Raw genomic sequence first — 18,435 nt, forward strand, 5'->3', positions numbered from 1 at the left:
AAGTTTTTATTTATTCTATACTTAAAGCTAGACTTACAATAATTAGGAATAATATCCTCTCGGGATTCCCGTGTATTTACTCCTTAAACGCTTTATCCGTGAGAAAAATCACTAACAGCTTGCAATGTAATTTTGGAGTTATCATTCATCTAACGGAGGACCCGTGTTTTCTATATCCTAAGAAAAAGAAACCAATAGACAACAACCCAACCAACATAATTAGTTTCTTACCACTAGCCTTATAATTCTTTATTAACTTTAACGTAAATAGCTCTCAGAGATACCGTTACCGATGCCCCATTTTCTGATAAAATGTACCGATTAAGCTCCTGATTAATATCATCTGATGCTGCTTGAACCGCTAAACTGCCAGCTGATACCTCGCTCCCTAACTCAAGTTCCCATTCGCCATTTTCCCATTTATTGACCTCTTGTAGGGTGTTAAAGAAAATAATGACCTTATAAGATCTTGCTCCCCAGCCAGCACCTAAGTCAAAACGTTTAACCGTTAAATAACTCTGTTCACCAGATTCCCTTAAGAACAAAATGCCTTCCCCTCCTCCAACTCCAATTCCGGGAACCTTTGTCACTTTCATGCTAACAACAGCATACGCTGCAGATTCATCCATTTTTTCCTGAATTGAAGGCTGTTGAACTAAAAGATCCATTTTTGCCTTATTGGCCATGGAATTTAGCTCATCAATTTTAGACAACCTTTGTTGTTCATTTACAGAGGAGCAACCAGCTAACAGGAGGATGGCCATAAACAGCCCATAATTCCAAATATTCATAGAGTTACTCCTTCCCTAACCATACCTTTCAGGCCATAAATAAAATAGCACTCAGCATTGATAATAAAGATCTGAGTCCCCCTCATATCTTCGTAAGTATGTCAGCTAGTACATTCATAAAATAGTAACTGGAACAAACCTGCATGTTTTAGCTTGTTTTTTGATGTGTTTGGTATCCCACCTTGAAATAAGCGATTTTTCTGACATCCTTAAACCCAATCCAGTCAAATGAAACTACAAAGATTATTGATGACAGCTATTAATCCCACGCTGTTAATTTCCAATTAATCTTTTTCCGATATCTAAAACACAATCGAGAGCTATAGAAATTAGCGTAGGCGTTAAAAACAGACCCAAAATATAAATCAGGAGATAACAATGAAAGAACTTAGCTTAATAAGCATTTTATTATTTACGGCATTTTCTGTACATGCAGCAGGGGGGGCGATAATTGAGCCAGTGAGTCAATTAGTATTTGATTATGACAATGTTAGCGATGACGTTGCTCAGAAAGAACTCAATGATTGTGTATCGCTCGCTGAACAAGCGAGCCAAACAGCCACGATAAATAAGAAAGGTTCAGGGGCTAAGGGAGCAGCAAAAGGAGCAGCTGCTGGTGCACTTATTGGTTCAATTAGTGGAAATAGTGGTTCTGATGCAGCGAAAACTGGCGCTGCTATAGGCGTGGTTGGTGGAAGACTAGAATCAAGAAAAAGTTCTAAACAATCAGAAAATCAACAGATGGAATCGTTCAAAACTGTATTAAGAAATTGCATGACGGAAAAACAATACGTCGCGCTCAATTAAATAAACTCACATCGCATTTAACTTACGGGTATGCCTGTGGAACTTGCGGTTACAACACTAAAGCGTTGACCAAAATTACAAATAACTATACTGTAATTTTGAACTGAGCATTCCGTTTGGGTAAACCCGTGCTTTATGTATGCATAACGTTATTTCTCGATTTTCCGTTCGTTACCTTCCAGAGTAGCTCAATTGGATTGAGATTAAGATCTGGTCTGTAAGGTGGAAGGGAATGCAGTGCAATATTGAGGATGAATGTAGCATCTTTGACTAAATCTCGGCGGTGATCCCCCTTAATTTAAGATGCTATGCAGGTTGTGAGTTAATGGATAGCTCTCTCGTAGTTTCCGGAAAAAGCGAACAATGTTTTCACTGTTATTTCTTTCGTGATGGCTAACAATAATCGCTCTTATATCCGACGGGTTCAGCACACCAATAGTATTTCGTCAGCTACGATTACCTATCATTCTCTCACTTTATCTTGACCTTTGCGTACCCAACCATGAGAAGTTTTGTTCTACAGCATTGGGGGAACGACATCAATAAAAGCTATCGATTCATCCTCGCCACAACTTGCCGTTAGCGCTTCGTAAGCATCAATGGACGCTTACTGTTTTGACTCATCAAACTTGCGTGGAGAACAACTTTCTACAATCACAAACTCGACCATCACGAGTCATGCTGTGTTGGATTTTGAGTTCCGGTTTCTGTTCATTTGTCACTGTAGTTTCATGGCTGCTAGCATGCTCTTCAACTCGGAGAAAATCCATCACCGTCAATGATCAAGGGGGTAACAATAAGTAACCCAGCATTTCATAGAAAATCTACTCTTCTTCACGAGTCGCATGGCTTATCTCAAATTGGGTGAAGATCAGTGTTGTCCGATAAACTATGCTGACCTTCACCAAGGTGCGTCTTCAAACCTTGCTTGTCACTCTTCGTCATCATTAGTTTTACCCACGGTACTAGGGCGGCATCTTGCCAAGCTACTAAATTATGGAGTTACGAATCGCGCCTTTAAATACAAAATAAAAACATCCACTTAATTAGATATTAAAAATCATACTGGAAGTAGATCGTGTTGTAGTTACTGCCACCTTTGATGCGGCCAAACTGGGAAGCACTCTCGAAGATAGCACTACGGTGATGCAGCGAGTAACCGACCCACATGTTTTCCCAGTCTTTCTGGTTAAACAGATCGCCTACATTCACATCAAATGAGAAATCCAGATAGTTCAGCAAATTACTTGCTGTGTAACCCTTCTCTTCCATCTCAGTATCTTCGATGTAAGTAATGTTATCGATGTACGACATCCCTTCAGCTACGCCAAAGCGCCACTTAGTTGGCCAATTAAACGTATAGTACGCCTTAATCGCCATCACATACTCAGTACTGGACGATTGAACCTCCGATGACCAATGGTGCACAAGACCTGGCGTCAGATAAATATCAAGCGGGAAACCAAATATTTCATCCGTCAATGGGTGCCCATAGAAGAGCGACGTCAACTGGTTGTTGTACTGATCCTTTTCGGCATTGAATTTAAAAATATCACCGATATTGGATGGCGTTGCCCAACCGTGTGCAACACGCAGATACGGGCGGTTACTCAATTCAGATTTAAGCTCCTTACCCTTATCGTTAAAGAAGCCAAAGCCAATAAAAACTTCACCTTGGTAACGGTCTTCAACAATCTTGCTGTTATATGCGGAGCTATCTAGTCTTGTAACGCTGGTTTGCCCGAGTAAATAAAGGTTTGAAATAACATGGTATCGGGCTTTGACACCTAGGTTTGCATCTATACCAGCACCGATCCGCTCTCCTGTCACATCGGAGAATGAGTAGTAGGCGCTATTAAAATCAGCATCTTTGTAGCGGAAGGTTAAAGAGGGTTCGAGCTCCCAATCACCGAACTCATAGTTAGCAGCAAGACGGAAGTTAGAGTGAAACTGAAACTCATCATCAGTCATTAATTCCACTTCTGTTCGCCAATTGTCATCAAAACGGTATTGAAGCTGAGCACCGAAATCAACACGATCCCCTTCAAATGCATTTTGTACCGACTTAGGTATATCGAGAAAACGTAAACGAGTAATACCACTCACTTGCCAAGGAGAGTCTTCCTCGTCATATAGATAAACCCCACCTTCAAGCCCGCGGATATAAACATGCTCATTTTTGAAGAACATCATAGGCACAAAGGTGCTAACGGTTGAGTCATCATTCGCAGTATAAAAAGGTATCGCGGCTGTACGATACATTGCTGCAATCCCCCACTCTTGTTCTGATGAGGATAAAGTGGGCAAGGAAACAGCAGATGTTGCCAAGAGAGCCACTGCTTGTGTTGTTTTCTTCATAAGGTTCCAAAGGGAAAATTGGTTGATAAAAAGCCAAACGTTCTCAGAATGCTATTTTAAGCTTATGTTATTTAAGTATTAGCCGTTACAATAATCGTAACTAATATTGCGCTAACTTCACAGACTTTATGTCAGGTGCATTAGTAAACATATGTGCTAAAAAGTTTTGTGGTAAAGAGTTAAGTGTTCTGTTCATTGTCGAGTGACTAGAGCGCTGTACTTATAGAAATGCGTATAGATTAAACCCAACCTAATGAAATTAATGTGAAAGCTTCCGAACTCATCACCGTTCTTAACGATTTATCTCAACAAAACGATCCAGATATCGTAATGGGAGAATCCTGGCTACCCGAACGGTTAGTTAGTACACAATTAGATGGTGATCTTCTTTTTCTTCAGTTTGATAACGCTCCAGAAGAAATACAAGGAGAGGAGGAAGGTCGCGGATTTGTTGAGCATGAAATCGATCTGATTCGCACTCGCCTGCAACAAATTCTCGATGAAGATAGCGACAATGCTTCAAAAGCAGACGCGATGTTAGGTTTATTTCTGATGGGACATGAACTTAGCAGCTCACAAGTTATCGAAATACTCGAAGAAGATTCAGAACAATAAGGAACCGCTTTGCCAACATTGCTCAATACCAACGAACTTTCCTCCCTTCCTCTGATTGTTGCCGGTCCGATTTTAAGAAAAGTCACCGCGACGGAAGTGAACATTTGGTTGGTGACTACCCAACCTCTTGAAGGCTTGGTTGAAATCAGCGATGCAAACACGAGTGAACAATACTATTCCCAGCCCGTATCGGCAGAGCATCTATTGCAAGTTGGCGAACGCGCTTGGGTTTGTATGCTGACACTTCAAGGCAAATTTCCTACCCACAAAGCACTGCGTTATCAGCTCCATACTCAATCCGGCTTGCTAACCGAGTTGATGCCCCATCTTATCTATGGAGAAGACAAGCAAGCAGCGCAAGGTGTCGAATTTTTAATTAGCGAGAAAGCTGATTATGTACTGCACGGCTCTTGCCGTAACCCACATCATTTTAGTAAAGACACACTAGTCCAAGCAGACGCCAAGGTTGCCAGCCAGCAAATCACTGAGCGTCCTGACATGCTGCTCATGAGCGGCGACCAAATCTATGCCGATCATGTGGCTGGGCCGATGCTGGATGCCATCGAACAATTGGTAGAGCTACTAGGCTTGCCTGATGAAGAATTCGAACAAGCGCCAATTAAAAACACGCAAGAACTGTATCAAAGTCCAGATTGCTTTTATGGCCGAGATAACATCCTGCCCCACTACGTAGATGATGGCAGTTTACTCACCAAGCTTTTCCCTCATCGGGGAACACCAATTTTCAGCTCACGTGAATGTGAAAACCACTTAATCAGCTTTGCTGAACTGTTTGCAATGTACCTACTCGTTTGGTCTCCAGTACCTTGGACGTTAGTCAATCGCGAACGTTTATTGGATAAACAATTCACGAACGGTGGAAAAGCGCTCGAGCCAAAATGGCAGCAACATTGGCGTGATGAGAAAGTCCATATCGATGCATTTATCGAAGGCTTAGATAAAGTTCAACGTTTGTTGGCACACGTCCCAACTTACATGATCTTTGATGACCATGACGTTACTGACGACTGGAACCTGACCGTTGGCTGGGAAAAGTCCGCCTATGAGAATCGCTTCTCCAATCGAATTATCGGTAATAGCTTAATCGCGTATTGGTTATGCCAAGGTTGGGGGAACGCACCAGAAAAATTCGATGCACCTTTTATTGAACATGCACGCCGTTACTTTGATGAACTAACGCCTGAGTCTCAAGACGACTTCATCCAATACTTATATCGATTCGAAGACTGGCACTATACCATCCACACTTCACCCAAAGTGGTGGTGCTAGATACCCGAACTCGTCGTTGGCGCTCGGAATCACGCATGAACAAACCATCTGGCTTGATGGATTGGGAAGCCTTGATCGAGTTCCAGCAAGAACTGATGCATCAAGACAAAGTGATCGTCGTCTCGGCTGCGCCAATGTTCGGTGTAAAATTTATTGAAACACTGCAACGCATCATGACCAGCTGTGGCCAACCGCTGCTGATTGACGCAGAAAACTGGATGGCTCATCCGGGCAGTGCGAATACCTTAATCAGTATTTTCACTCACACTAAAACGCCGACCAACTTTGTGATTCTTTCCGGAGATGTACACTACTCTTTCGCGTACGACATCAAACTGCGTTTTCGCCGCAATAGTCCGAACATCTACCAAATCACCTGTAGCGGGATTAAGAACCAATTTCCTGCTCAGTTGTTGTCAGCTTGTGATGCGATGGACAGACTTTTGTACAGCCCCCGCTCACCGCTGAACTGGTTTACTAAACGTAAGCGTCTGAAAATTTTTAAACGAGCCCCAAGTAATCACAACTTCTACCGATTAGTAAATCAAAGCGCAATTGGTGAACTGAGATTAGATGAAAATGGTAAGCCAAGTAATATCAGTATTTTAACTGGCGAAGGTAACTCAATACATTTCCCACCAACGAAGGTTGAGGAATAAATCCACTTTTTAGTGGTCAAATTCTGTATTGAGCAATAATGTCCTCTCATTCGTATGAGATCTTGATCAAATTTCATCAAGACCTTGAGATTTGTTCAAACCAATACCATCTTAAACAAATAGATAACAGCTTGGTGCTTAACATGTTTAATTCGCTTACTTCATTATTTAAACAACTTATTGAAGGCTCAGACCTTAGCCAGTCCAACACGCTGTCACCCAATATGGCAATAGCATGTCTCCTTTGCGAGGTAGCTGGGGCAGACAGCCAAATCGATGAAAAAGAGCAAGCCAGCAAACACTCTTTAATTATGAAGTTACTTTCGCTGACGGAAGAAGACGCCAGTACACTGCTTACTCAAGCTCAAAGTAAGTCAGCGGAATCGACTTCTCTTTATGACTTTACTTCACAACTGCGTGAGCTTTCACAAGAAACTCGCTATGAACTTATCAAGAGTATGTGGGAAGTGGCGTACGCTGACGGTGAAATTGATCCATTGGAAGATGCCGTGATTCGCAAAACAGCAGAGCTGCTCTATGTCGACCATAGTGAGTTCATTCGTGCAAAACTTTCCGCGAGTTAGCATACGGCTAAACATCTTTAAAACTATTCAAAACAAGAGAAAACGCCCTTACTAGGCAGCTGAAAGTGACCAATTTTTCATTGAGCCTACGTCGGCAACGTTGTTTTTAGCTGCCACTATTCTGTAAGCACATTAAATAGGGAAAAATCTAGAACTCGATTACGTAAATCACTGGTTGCATTTATAAATTATTGATCATTCACCGCATCTATAATACTTTCATTGGACATTTAACTCATACAATACATACATCAGAGAATGGTAATGAAGTACAACAAGTTAGTCGGCGCAATATCCCTGTCATTGATGTTCAGTACGGATGCCTTATCCAACGACCTTTGGCAGTCTGTCTTTTCCGAAAGATCAACAAGTAGCAAATCATCAACGACCTTTGCCGTTGATGCGGGCAAGTTAAAAAGTCACTTTGCAAATGGTCAAGCTAGGGGTGATTTAACGCTTCAGGTGCCTTTACCTAATGGAGAGCTAATTGACTTTGTTTTAGCCTACGACTCCATCCTCTCACCTGACATGCAGGCAAAATATCCAGAGTTAAGAACGTACACTGGCCATGCCGTTGGTGATACCAGTATCCAAGGCCGATTCGATTACACGCCGAAAGGGTTCCACGGCATGTTTCTACACAATGGCGAGTATGTTTACGTGGAACCAAAGCCTGATGGTTCAGGTCACTATGTGTCTTACAACCACAAACTCTCTAGCCCATTCCAGGATCAGGTTTTAAAGAATAACCAAGTAAAAATGGCGCAAAATCGGCTTGCATCACGCGCAAATATTGAGTCACGCACTTACAGGCTGATCGTCTCTGCAACTGGTGAATACTCACAATATCATGGTGGTACTGAATCCTTGACTCGCTCTGCGATCACGACAGCCATCAACCGAGTAAATCAGGTATATAAATCAGACTTAGCCGTGCAGCTTGAGCTAGTGAATTTCAATATATATACCAATGCAGCGACGGACCCGTTTACCGATTCTGATGCAGAGACCGACATTGATCGCAACCATGATGATCTGACTAGGCAGTTTGGTAGTGACGCATTCGATATTGGTCATATCTTTACCACTGGTGGCGGTGGTTTGGCCGCGCTAGGTTCAGTATGTGATGATTTTAGGAAAGGGGCTGGTGTCACAGGCAGTGACGTCCCAGAAACCGATGCATTTTATATTGACTATGTTGCCCATGAACTCGGTCACCAATTTGGTGCAAACCACACATTCAACGGCAATATGTGGAATTGCGAAGGCTCAAACCGCAACAATCCAACCGCTTTCGAGCCCGGAAGTGGTAGCACGATCATGGGATATGCTGGTATCTGTGGCGATGATAATTTACAACTTAACTCAGACGCCTACTTCCATGCCGCCAGCATCAAAGAGATCAACGACTATCTTGCAACTCAAAGCTGTGGAACCGTAAATACTTCCGCAACCGAAGTACCCGTAGTCAATGCAGGTAGCAACTATACCGTTCCAGCCAGTACACCTCTGGTACTAACTGGCTCAGCAACAGGCACTGGCAGTCTGACTTATGTATGGGAGCAGATGGACTCTGGTACGGGCACCTCAAATTTAACGAACGATTATGGCAGCGGCCCTCTATTCCGTTCTTGGATGCCAACATCCGAGCCTACGCGTTATCTACCAAGGTTGGAAGATGTGGTGGATGGTACACTGACAAAAGGTGAAACATACGCGACAACCAGCCGAGATTTAAACTTCAGGCTCACAGTAAGAGATGGTAATGGTGGTGTATCGAGTGATGATACGTTGGTAACAGTCGATCGTAACAGCGGACCTTTTGTTGTGATCACACCTACAGCAGGCTCAACAATATTGGGGAGTTCAAATATCGAATGGGACGTAGCTGGTACAGCTCAATCCCCGATAAACTGTTCTGCCGTTGATATTCGATTATCAACCGATGGCGGTATGACATTCGATAAAACCTTACTCTCTGCGACCAATAATGATGGTTTGGAATCGGTAAGCTTCCCTGCTCAAGCATCTAACAATGCGCGTTTGATGATCCAATGTAGTGATAATATCTTCTTTGCTGTTTCGAAAGGTTTCTCAGTTGCGGTACCAGAAGAAGTAAGAGCGGTTGATGATGCCTACGCGATTACTCAAGGCAGCGCTGAAACATCATTCAATGTACTTAATAACGATAAAGGTGAAGGCACACTTAAGATCACAGCAGCTAGCTACAGTGGTGCAGGTATGGTTTCTCACACAGATACAGTGATCAACTACCAACCTCAAGCGGGCTTTGTTGGGAGTGAAACCATCACTTATTCAATCGTTGATGGTGCAAACCAAACGGCGACAGGAACACTGACCGTTACTGTCAATTCCAACACTGCCGAGATTTCAGCACTAAATGATAGCTATGATCTTGACCACAATAACTCAGCAACAGTACTCGATGTATTAGCGAATGATGCGGGTCATGGTGCATTAACGATCAGTGCAATACATTACACTGGTAGTGGCTCAGTCATTAACTCAGGAACAGAAGTCAGCTATCAACCTGCACAAGGCTTCTCGGGTGTTGATTCATTTACCTACACGATCACCGACGAGGCATCTCAAACGGTTACCGCAATGGTAACAATCAATGTTGCGGCAAAGCCGAGCACTGGTGGTGGTTCATCATCTTCAGGCGGTAGCTTAAACTGGTTCGGTTTGCTCATGCTTGCAGCATTTTGGGTAAGGAGAAATAAATGATTAAAGTAATTCTTCCCTTTGCTCTGGTTGCCATGACTGGTTGTGCTGCCGAAAAGCAAGTAGAAGCAGATACACAGAAAGCGCTCAACGCGGAAGATTACCGTCTTTTTCAGGTGCCTGGACGTGGTAATGTTCTTCCGGGTATAGAGACTGAAGAAAGAGCGTTCGCTGCTAAGTTATGCGGGGTAAAAATCATCCAAGGAATAAGTGATACCGTAAGAGATGATGAAGAGTTAGAAAAACGTAAGCTTTTAACCCAATATGCCGCGGAATATAACCTGAAAATGTATCCAAAGTGCAAAAAAGCTAAGCAGTAAAATGCAATTTAATCACTTCAAATAGAAAAGGGAGCTCATCGCTCCCTTTTTAAATCTCTATAGCATGGTCAGTGCAAGTTTCGCTAAGTTATAAGCGTCCACATAACCGGAGTGCTGGCGACCTTCCCACTCAATCCCTTTCGCTTCTTGTGCCGCTTTATGGCCAATTCGCTTGTCTTTCAGGCGATTTTGAATTCGGTACAAGGTAGCTAGGTTAATGAACTCAGTAAATGGTGCATCAATGCCCTTCTGTTGGCACTCTTCAAGCAGGATAAGATCATCACGCCCCCAAGAAGCGTAGATCTTGTTACGACCACCAAAGTTCTTCAACATCGACTTAAGCACCTCTTCTAGAGGTCGGCCCTGCTTTTCAATCTTACGTGGGGTAATGCCCGTTAACTCTACACAAAATAGCGAGACCTCATCATGTTCCGGTTTCACGTAGTATTGTGCGCGCTTGACGATTTCGCCTTTAGACAAATCTATTTCCGCTAGACCTACTTCGATGATCTCTCCAGTGCGGCCTACGCCGTTCTCACTCCAACAGCACATTTCTAAATCAAAGCACACGACACGGTTATGATTCATAGTTTGTCTTGATTCCTAGCGTAAATTTGAAAGCGTTGGATTCTACCGTAACCAATATCAAAACTCGAACTTGCTCGCTGAATTAATCAGCAATCGACACTAAGTTTCGTCCATTTTTCTTACTAAGGTAGAGTTGTACATCCATTTTTTGAAAAAGAGCTTCCGGATCTTCACCATCATGAAGTGCAGCACCGATACTGAGAGAACACAACACGATACTCTCTGAATACTCCATTGGTGAACTTGCAACGATACCACGAAGTTTTTCAAGATAAGCTTCCAAACTCGGTTTATCCGTCACGCGACTAAGAATACAAAACTCATCACCGCCGGAACGGTAAAATCTATCACCTTTGTTCAAATTAGCAGAGACAAGCTTAGTCACATGAATTAACGCTTCATCACCAACCAAATGGCCGTGCTTGTCGTTAATCTGCTTGAAACAATCGATATCAAAACCAATTAAGGTAAAGCCAACGCCGTCATTAATGAAATGCAGCAAGTGATCATTAAAAGCTCGTCGGTTATATAAGTGTGTAAGAGGATCACGCTCTGCCATCGATGTTAACTCACGAGTTTTGGCTTCTAACATCTTCGCAAGACGCTCCTTCTCGCGGGATTGTAAGTTAACAATGTAAGCGACAAGGACAGAAATAATAAGACCACCAAAGGCGATACCATAAAGTACTGAGCGATCCCAAGGAGAGACCATATCCGATAATTTGAATTCAATTAACCAATCTCGATTAGGAAGCTGGATGGTCTTCTTGATGATAGCGCCATCGTGCGAATCCCAATCTTCGCTTTGAAACAGCACCGGGTCATCGTATGCGTCAAAACCAAGATCGCTTACTTTCACTAGCATCTCTAGTTCGGTAGCCGTTTTAGTGATCAAATCATCGAAATAAACAGTACTACGCACTACCCCGACAACAACCCCTAGCAGATCCTTGCTTTCCTGCTCGAAAACTGGGTGGTAGACCAAGAGCCCTGTTTTATCTAACGAACGATCATAGCCATCTTGTAAAAGGCGAACTTTATCTGAAATGTTAGCCCCACCACTGGCAATAATGTCTTCCAGAATCAAATCAAACCTTAGCCTCGAGGAATAGAAGCCAAGTAAATCGATATTTGATTGTGTTCTAGGGTAAATATCAGAAGCGATATAAACAGGTTTGTCATCAGGAAGAATGTAACCGAAGGTCTTGGGCTGATCTTTTGGAACCGTAAACACCTCAAAATTCGGGAACGTTTTTCGCACTTGCTTTACATGTTCAGGTAGCTGTTGAGGCGTGACTTTTTGCATCCACTGCAGACCGATTAAGCTCGGAGAGCTATCGATAACTTGGCGAGCAAAAATAGGAAATCTGTCCCAGTGCTTTTTGTCTATCGAATGAAAGAAATTAGCGCCAGAACCGATGAAGGCCAAATCAGTTTTTACGTAAGTTTTTAAAGACTCAGCTTGTCTCTGAGCTAAGCTATCAAAAATGGTAACGGTGTACTTTTGCTGAATCACATAGGCGACGAAAACAAATACCCACGTAATGATCACGGACGCACCAAAGGCAGACAATGTTGCTTTGTAGCGAGAGAAAAAAGGTTCTTGAAGTGTATTTCTAGTCATGCCCCATCCACGTCAAAAGCGTGTTTAACGTCGTTTGCTGTACGATACTGCGCCAGAGGTGTGTAAACATCAAGCAACATTGCACTTATCTATATCTAATCGTTGATTTTTCATGCTAATCATGAGGTATATTCATGAATTATTACAGTCTTAAGCCTTGAATATGCTAACATCCGCCATCATTTTAGTGTCTAAACTTGGTGCAGATCGCAAAGCCGATCCTTTTAGTTAATAAATATGAGCCAATACTAAGCGCCAATAAATCAATAGAAAGAGAAAAATGTCATGAACATTGATTTGAACCTAATTCCTCAAACGTTCGATATGCTTCACGCAGGCCTTGCGGCTTCGAGCGTTTTACTTCTTCTTATCGCGGTATCTCGTAAATCTAAAGTGATCGAGAAAGTGGTAGAAAAACCAGTCGAGAAAATCGTCGAGGTTGAGAAGCCAGTCGAGAAGATCGTTGAAGTAGAAAAAGTAGTGGAAGTTGAGAAAGTCGTAGAACGTGTTGTAGAAGTTGAATCGAAACTTGCAACGGCATCTACAGACTCTGCAATGCAGCTACTTTCTATCATGCAGCAAGAAGCTCGTCTGATTGACTTCCTAAAAGAAGACCTAACGTCATTCTCTGATGAAGAGGTGGGCGCAGCTGCTCGCGTAATTCACACTGGCGGTCAGAAAGTACTGAACGACTACGTGACGCTAGCACACGTTCGCAACGAAGACGAAGAAACTCGCATTACGGTTGAAGAAGGCTTCAACCCACAAGAAATCCGCCTAACAGGTAACGTAACAGGTAGCGCGCCATTCAACGGCACACTAGTTCACAAAGGTTGGAAAGCAACATCAATGACGTTGCCTAAACTGGCAGAGAACTACGACGCATCTGTGATCGCTCCAGCTGAGGTTGAGCTTTAATGGAACACATGAACCAAGAAAACCATTCTCAAGAAGCGTCTGTTGAAACTCAACAGACGCCTAAATTCAGTGTCGGTATCGACTTGGGTACAACACACTGTGTGATGTCTTTTGTTGATACACACGATGAAGACGCTCGCGTTGAAGTAATGCCTATCCCGCAACTTACTGCGCCAGGCACAGTAGAGACTCGCAGCCAGTTAGGCTCTTTCCTATATCAGCCGCACGAGCACGAAATGAACCCGCAATCACGCGTTCTTCCGTGGTCGAGTGAGCCAAAAGCTCTGGTTGGTGCGATTGCACGTAACCTAGGTTCAAAAACACCAATTCGTCTTGTTGCAAGTGCGAAATCTTGGCTTTGCCACGCTGGTGTGAACCGTCGTGATGCATTCCTACCAGCGGGTAGCCCAGAAGAAGTGGAAAAAGTATCCCCTCTTCGCGCGACAGAGCTTTACCTAGAGCACCTAAAAGACGCTTGGAATCATACCAATCCAAACCACAACCTTGCCGATCAAGACGTAACCATTACAGTTCCAGCTTCTTTCGATCCTGCCGCTCGCGATCTAACAGCAGAAGCAGCACGCAACGTTGGTTTTGTGCACCTAACGCTTCTAGAAGAGCCACAAGCTGCGCTTTACAACTGGATTGATAACAGCGACGACAAATGGCGCGACGAAGTTGAAGTTGGCGACATCGTGCTTGTGGTCGATATCGGTGGTGGTACAACCGACCTTTCTTTGGTTGAAGTAACTGAAGATGACGGCAACCTAACTCTGAACCGCATCGCGGTAGGTGAACACATCCTACTTGGCGGTGACAACATGGACCTTGCACTTGCGTACCGCTTGAAGATGAAGCTAGCGCAAGAAGGCAAAGAGCTACAGCCATGGCAGGTTCAGGCGATGACGCACGCATGTCGTGATGCGAAAGAAGCGCTATTGAACGACAGCGAACTTCAATCAGTGCCAATCGTGGTACCAAGCCGTGGTTCTAAACTGCTTGGCGCAACGCTGAAAACAGAACTGACTCAAGAAGAAGTACAACAAACACTGGTTGACGGCTTCTTCCCTCAAGTTGCGATTACGGACCACCCTGTTCAACGTAACCGTGGTGCACTAACGCAAATGGGTCTGCCTTACGCACAAGATGCGGGCATTACTCGTCACATTGCAGCGTTCTTGTCTAAGCAAGCTAATGCCCTTTCCGCTTCAGGAAATGTCGGCGAAGCAGCAGCTCAAGATTTCAACCCATTCGCTAACATGCCTGGTATGCCAGGTGCGGATGCAGCGCAGTCAGCTGACTTCATCAAACCAACCGCAATCCTATTCAACGGCGGTGTTCTGAAATCGAAACTTCTAGCGACTCGTCTAGAAGACACGATCAACGAATGGCTACTTGAAGCAGATGCTGAAATGGCGAAACGCCTAACAGGTGTGGATCTCGATCTTGCGGTTGCTAGCGGTGCGGCTTACTACGGCTCTGTACGTCGTGGTCAAGGTGTTCGTATCCGTGGTGGTATTGCTTCGGCGTACTACGTGGGTATCGAAAGTGCGATGCCAGCGATTCCGGGCATGGCGCCTCCAATGGAAGCACTGTGTGTAGCACCATTTGGTATGGAAGAAGGCTCAAGCGTTGACGTACCAAGCCAAGAGTTTGGTTTGATCATCGGTCAGCCGGTTAACTTCCAATTCTTCGGCTCAACCGTTCGTCGTGATGACCTAGCAGGTACTCACCTAGACTACTGGGCACCAGAAGAGCTTGAAGAGCTACCAGAAATCCAAGTAACGCTGCCAGTATCTGAAGGTCGTCGTGAAGGTGAAGTGGTTCCAGTAACCCTAGCCTCTCGCGTCACAGAGCTTGGTACGCTTTACTTAGAAGCCATTGCCGCTGATAACGGTCAAAAATGGCATGTTGAGTTCGATGTGCGCGAAGACGCGAAAAGCGACTCAAACGAAGAAGAATAAATAGAAATCAAACGGCATCCAATCGGGTGCCGTTTTTAAATACACGAAGGTTTGTATGGCATCTCCTCGTTTTCTTGTTGGTATTGACCTTGGCACCACAAACACTGTGGTGGCGTATTGTGAAATCACCGACAACCTTGAACAATCCGAAGTATCCCTATTCGACATCGACCAATTGATTGGCCCGGGTGAAGTGGTTCGTAAACCATTGCTGCCCTCTTTCCGCTATCACCCTGCGGTTGGTCAAATCTCCCCTTCCGACCTAACACTCCCTTGGGAAAACGAACCTGTATCTGGCGACATTAGTAATGTGATCGTGGGTGAATGGGCTCGTGAATTAGGCGCTAAGGTGGAAGGACGTCAGGTATCCAGTGCTAAAAGCTGGCTATCACACCAGGCGGTGGATCGTAGCTCAGACATTCTTCCTTGGGCTGGTGCGCAAGATGTAGATAAAGTCTCTCCCGTCATTGCCAGCGCAAGCTACCTCAACCACATTCGTCAAGCATGGAACTACCGTCATCCTAGCAATAAGCTAGAAGACCAAGATGTGGTTGTGACCGTTCCAGCATCGTTCGATGAAACAGCTCGTAAGCTCACACTTGAAGCTGCTGAGTTGGCAGGTTTGAAAAAAATCGTCCTACTCGAAGAACCACAAGCCGTATGTTACGACTGGTATGCACGCCACCAACAAACCGCAGCCGATGAACTCAAAGAGTTACCGCTGATTCTGGTGTGCGATGTGGGCGGTGGTACCACCGACTTAAGCTTGATTGAAGCAAGTTTCTCTTCACATAATGAGCTAGCCCTTGATCGTATTGGTGTGGGTGAACACTTGATGCTTGGTGGTGATAACCTCGACTTAGCATTAGCGCACCTTGCGGAAAGCCGCTTCAACCAGAGTAAGAAACTCACTGCAGCAAGCCTGACTAAGCTGATTCAGCAAACTCGCAAGGCGAAAGAGAACCTGCTTTCAGCGAATGCACCTGAAGAAGTAAAAATCACCATGCTGGGCAGCGGCTCAAAACTTCTTGGCGGAACAAAAAGTATTGGGCTGAGTAAACAAGAAGTGCACCAAATCGCTTTAGATGGCTTCTTCCCGCTTTCTGATTTCAGTCAAGTACCAGACAAACGCCGCAGCGCGGTTGTTGAGTTTGGTCTTCCATACGTCGCTGACCCAGCAGTGAGCAAACATGTTGCCGAGTTCTTAACGACGCATCAGCCAGTGTCTCGTGCCGCTCTTGGTATTGAAGACGACAAACAAAACGCCATTCCCGTTGGTTTGCTACTTAATGGTGGTGTGTTCAACAGTGAGCTTGTGACAGAACGTGTCACTACCCTCCTTTCCAATTGGCGCGGTGCTCCGGTTACGGTATTAGACAACCCACATCCAGATTGGTCTGTTGCGCTAGGTGCCGTTGCCTTTGGTAAAGCACGTCGTGGCGCACAACTTAAAATTGGTGGTGGTGCAGCGCGTTCTTACTTCTTGCACCTTCAAGAAAAGAACAAGATGGGCAAAGCGCTCTGTTTGCTCGCAAAAGGCACAGAAGAAGGTCACGAGATCCGCTTAAGTGGCCGTCGTTTCTCGCTTACCCTAGGAGAACCCGTCCGCTTTAACCTGCTGACTTCTACCCACGACACCTTAACCAATAACACCGCAATTCAAAACGGTGTGATGGTTGACGTTGACCCTGACTTGTTTGCTCCTCTGCCGCCTTATATCACCACCCTTGAAGGTGAAGGCGCAGAACTGCAAGCCAACCAGAAAGAGCGTGTAGAAGTACAACTTGCGTGTCAGTTGACCGAAGTCGGCACGCTTAAGATGGAATGTGTCAGCGCAGAAGAAGACAGCAAACGTTGGGAACTTGAATTCGAAGTTCGTAATAAGCAAACCGAGGAAAGCGATCAGGTTGAACTGCACCCTCGCCTCAATGAGTGTAAAGAACTGATCGGTCGAATCTACAGTGGCAATAAAAAAAGCGCTGATGGTAAAGAGATCAAAACCTTAGCCAAAGATCTTGAGAAGAAACTTGGCAAGCGCGACGAATGGGATTTCACGACCCTACGTCAACTGTTCGATACCTTTGCACAAGGTCGTAAGCGTCGCCGTCGTTCTGAACAACACGAGAAAAACTGGCTTCGTTTGGCAGGCTTTGCACTGCGTCCGGGCTTTGGCGATCCAACCGACTCATGGCGCATTGAGCAAGTTTGGGGTCTCTACCAACAAAACATTCAGTTCAAGAACCATCAAGGCTGGACTGACTGGTGGGTGTTCTGGCGTCGCATCGCAGGTGGCTTGAGCCAAGAGCAGCAAGAGACCATCTTGGCGGACATCGCGAAATACCTACACCCTGGCGCGATGAAAAACCCACAATCAGCCAAAGCGGCACAAGACATGGGTTATGAATCCATGGTTCGATTAGCGGCATCGCTTGAACACCTAGAAGTCGAAGACAAAGTTCTATTGGCAACGTGGTTCTTGAGCAAAGCCATCAACCACAATCAGTTCGAACAAGCGCACTGGTGGGCAATGGGTCGCTTGGCATCACGTACCCCTTTGTATGGCAGTCAGCATAACGTCGTTCCTCGTGAACAAGCGGAACAGTGGTTGCCTAAGCTGTTAGAGCAGGACTGGCAGAAAGAACCAATGATCGCTTTCGCAGCCGTAATGATTTGTCGTAAGACGGGCGACCGCCTATTTGATATCTCTGACGACTACCGTGAACAAGTTCTCACTAAGCTGAAGCAAAGCAAGGTACCTGAATCTTGGGTATCGCTGGTTGAAGAAGTCAAAGAGTTATCTGAGAGCGAATCGAAGCGTATCTTTGGTGATGCACTACCAAGCGGTCTGACGCTGGTAAATAACTAGGCTCTCACGCTTATAAACGCAACAAAGCCCTTCTCGTGAAGGGCTTTGTTTTATCTGATTCTACTTGCTGACCAAAGACGACTCGTTAGTTCATTTCCGTATTGATTACCACATCACGCGTTTCATTATCCATATCAGTGATGCCGACAACTGAGAATTCACGGTCAGATAAATTCTCAATCATGCTGTCTTCTAACCCACCATCGGTCATCCACGCATAGAATTTTTCTGCGATACGATCCGAACCTTCCCCGACAAACGTTAATGTGACCTTCTTCATTTGTGACACTCCATCAATTTACGAT

The 18,435-nt window shown here is 44.7% G+C and carries 14 protein-coding genes and 1 pseudogene; 9 read left to right on the forward strand and 6 right to left on the reverse strand.

Annotation, left to right across the window (positions count from 1 at the left end; translation table 11 throughout):
• Positions 1-239 precede the first annotated feature (239 nt).
• The gene (locus tag BSZ04_RS16885) at positions 240-791 is read right to left on the reverse strand and encodes a lipid-binding SYLF domain-containing protein (RefSeq protein ID WP_088880926.1); all 552 of its coding nucleotides are present in this window, start codon (positions 789-791) and stop codon (positions 240-242) included.
• 378 nt (positions 792-1,169) lie between these two features.
• On the opposite strand from BSZ04_RS16885, the gene BSZ04_RS16890 reads away from it, so the two are divergent.
• Positions 1,170-1,598 (forward strand): glycine zipper domain-containing protein, encoded by a 429-nt coding sequence (locus BSZ04_RS16890; protein ID WP_088880927.1) that lies wholly within the window; start codon positions 1,170-1,172, stop codon positions 1,596-1,598.
• Positions 1,599-1,743: 145 nt separating this feature from the next.
• On the opposite strand, the pseudogene BSZ04_RS25300 reads toward BSZ04_RS16890, so the two are convergent.
• Positions 1,744-2,235: pseudogene (locus BSZ04_RS25300) on the reverse strand (transposase); the annotation flags it as partial.
• 416 nt (positions 2,236-2,651) lie between these two features.
• Positions 2,652-3,956: a MipA/OmpV family protein gene (locus BSZ04_RS16900; protein WP_088880928.1), complete on the reverse strand. Its 1,305-nt coding sequence runs from the start codon at positions 3,954-3,956 to the stop codon at positions 2,652-2,654.
• Positions 3,957-4,220: 264 nt separating this feature from the next.
• Between BSZ04_RS16900 and BSZ04_RS16905 the strand changes: the two genes are divergently transcribed.
• The 5 genes from BSZ04_RS16905 (at position 4,221) to BSZ04_RS16925 (ending at position 10,170) form a co-directional block, all read left to right on the forward strand.
• The gene (locus BSZ04_RS16905) at positions 4,221-4,571 is read left to right on the forward strand and encodes a VC1380 family protein (protein WP_010447780.1); all 351 of its coding nucleotides are present in this window, start codon (positions 4,221-4,223) and stop codon (positions 4,569-4,571) included.
• A 9-nt stretch (positions 4,572-4,580) separates the two neighbouring features.
• Positions 4,581-6,521 (forward strand): alkaline phosphatase D family protein, encoded by a 1,941-nt coding sequence (locus BSZ04_RS16910; RefSeq protein WP_088880929.1) that lies wholly within the window; start codon positions 4,581-4,583, stop codon positions 6,519-6,521.
• Positions 6,522-6,664: 143 nt separating this feature from the next.
• Positions 6,665-7,105 (forward strand): tellurite resistance TerB family protein, encoded by a 441-nt coding sequence (locus BSZ04_RS16915; protein ID WP_029560965.1) that lies wholly within the window; start codon positions 6,665-6,667, stop codon positions 7,103-7,105.
• Positions 7,106-7,369: 264 nt separating this feature from the next.
• Complete coding sequence (locus BSZ04_RS16920; RefSeq protein WP_088880930.1) at positions 7,370-9,853, forward strand: reprolysin-like metallopeptidase; 2,484 nt, start codon at positions 7,370-7,372, stop codon at positions 9,851-9,853.
• Positions 9,850-10,170 (forward strand): hypothetical protein, encoded by a 321-nt coding sequence (locus BSZ04_RS16925; protein WP_052447937.1) that lies wholly within the window; start codon positions 9,850-9,852, stop codon positions 10,168-10,170. The genes BSZ04_RS16920 and BSZ04_RS16925 overlap by 4 nt, the downstream gene beginning before the upstream one ends.
• 57 nt (positions 10,171-10,227) lie before the next feature.
• Here BSZ04_RS16925 and BSZ04_RS16930 read toward each other — a convergent pair whose 3' ends face one another.
• Together BSZ04_RS16930 and BSZ04_RS16935 are read right to left on the reverse strand one after the other, a co-directional pair.
• Complete coding sequence (locus tag BSZ04_RS16930) at positions 10,228-10,758, reverse strand: 3'-5' exonuclease (RefSeq protein WP_010447770.1); 531 nt, start codon at positions 10,756-10,758, stop codon at positions 10,228-10,230.
• Positions 10,759-10,840: 82 nt separating this feature from the next.
• Positions 10,841-12,382: a sensor domain-containing diguanylate cyclase gene (locus BSZ04_RS16935; protein WP_088880931.1), complete on the reverse strand. Its 1,542-nt coding sequence runs from the start codon at positions 12,380-12,382 to the stop codon at positions 10,841-10,843.
• A 285-nt stretch (positions 12,383-12,667) separates the two neighbouring features.
• Between BSZ04_RS16935 and BSZ04_RS16940 the strand changes: the two genes are divergently transcribed.
• Genes BSZ04_RS16940 through BSZ04_RS16950 form a run of 3 tightly spaced genes read left to right on the forward strand, consistent with a single transcriptional unit; the run spans position 12,668 to position 18,130 of the window.
• Positions 12,668-13,300 carry a DUF2760 domain-containing protein gene (locus tag BSZ04_RS16940; RefSeq protein WP_005434042.1) on the forward strand — a complete coding sequence of 211 codons (633 nt, stop codon included), beginning with the start codon at positions 12,668-12,670 and terminating at the stop codon, positions 13,298-13,300.
• Entirely contained in the window at positions 13,300-15,264 is a 1,965-nt protein-coding gene (locus BSZ04_RS16945; RefSeq protein ID WP_088880932.1) for an Hsp70 family protein, read from the forward strand. The genes BSZ04_RS16940 and BSZ04_RS16945 overlap by 1 nt, the downstream gene beginning before the upstream one ends.
• 55 nt (positions 15,265-15,319) lie before the next feature.
• Entirely contained in the window at positions 15,320-18,130 is a 2,811-nt protein-coding gene (locus BSZ04_RS16950; RefSeq protein WP_088880933.1) for an Hsp70 family protein, read from the forward strand.
• 85 nt (positions 18,131-18,215) lie between these two features.
• On the opposite strand, the gene BSZ04_RS16955 is transcribed toward BSZ04_RS16950, so the two are convergent.
• Positions 18,216-18,410: a hypothetical protein gene (locus tag BSZ04_RS16955; protein ID WP_005433953.1), complete on the reverse strand. Its 195-nt coding sequence runs from the start codon at positions 18,408-18,410 to the stop codon at positions 18,216-18,218.
• Positions 18,411-18,435: the final 25 nt, after the last annotated feature.

The organism is Vibrio rotiferianus, from assembly GCF_002214395.1.
GTDB lineage: Bacteria > Pseudomonadota > Gammaproteobacteria > Enterobacterales > Vibrionaceae > Vibrio > Vibrio rotiferianus.

Bases quoted from the DNA above. Each gene is read 5' to 3' on its own strand.
- BSZ04_RS16885 (WP_088880926.1), bottom strand. From the start codon at position 791: ATGAATATTTGGAATTATGGGCTGTTTATGGCCATCCTCCTGTTAGCT.
- BSZ04_RS16890 (WP_088880927.1), top strand. From the start codon at position 1,170: ATGAAAGAACTTAGCTTAATAAGCATTTTATTATTTACGGCATTTTCT.
- BSZ04_RS16900 (WP_088880928.1), bottom strand. From the start codon at position 3,956: ATGAAGAAAACAACACAAGCAGTGGCTCTCTTGGCAACATCTGCTGTT.
- BSZ04_RS16915 (WP_029560965.1), top strand. From the start codon at position 6,665: ATGTTTAATTCGCTTACTTCATTATTTAAACAACTTATTGAAGGCTCA.
- BSZ04_RS16920 (WP_088880930.1), top strand. From the start codon at position 7,370: ATGAAGTACAACAAGTTAGTCGGCGCAATATCCCTGTCATTGATGTTC.
- BSZ04_RS16925 (WP_052447937.1), top strand. From the start codon at position 9,850: ATGATTAAAGTAATTCTTCCCTTTGCTCTGGTTGCCATGACTGGTTGT.
- BSZ04_RS16930 (WP_010447770.1), bottom strand. From the start codon at position 10,758: ATGAATCATAACCGTGTCGTGTGCTTTGATTTAGAAATGTGCTGTTGG.
- BSZ04_RS16935 (WP_088880931.1), bottom strand. From the start codon at position 12,382: ATGACTAGAAATACACTTCAAGAACCTTTTTTCTCTCGCTACAAAGCA.
- BSZ04_RS16940 (WP_005434042.1), top strand. From the start codon at position 12,668: ATGAACATTGATTTGAACCTAATTCCTCAAACGTTCGATATGCTTCAC.
- BSZ04_RS16945 (WP_088880932.1), top strand. From the start codon at position 13,300: ATGGAACACATGAACCAAGAAAACCATTCTCAAGAAGCGTCTGTTGAA.
- BSZ04_RS16950 (WP_088880933.1), top strand. From the start codon at position 15,320: ATGGCATCTCCTCGTTTTCTTGTTGGTATTGACCTTGGCACCACAAAC.
- BSZ04_RS16955 (WP_005433953.1), bottom strand. From the start codon at position 18,410: ATGAAGAAGGTCACATTAACGTTTGTCGGGGAAGGTTCGGATCGTATC.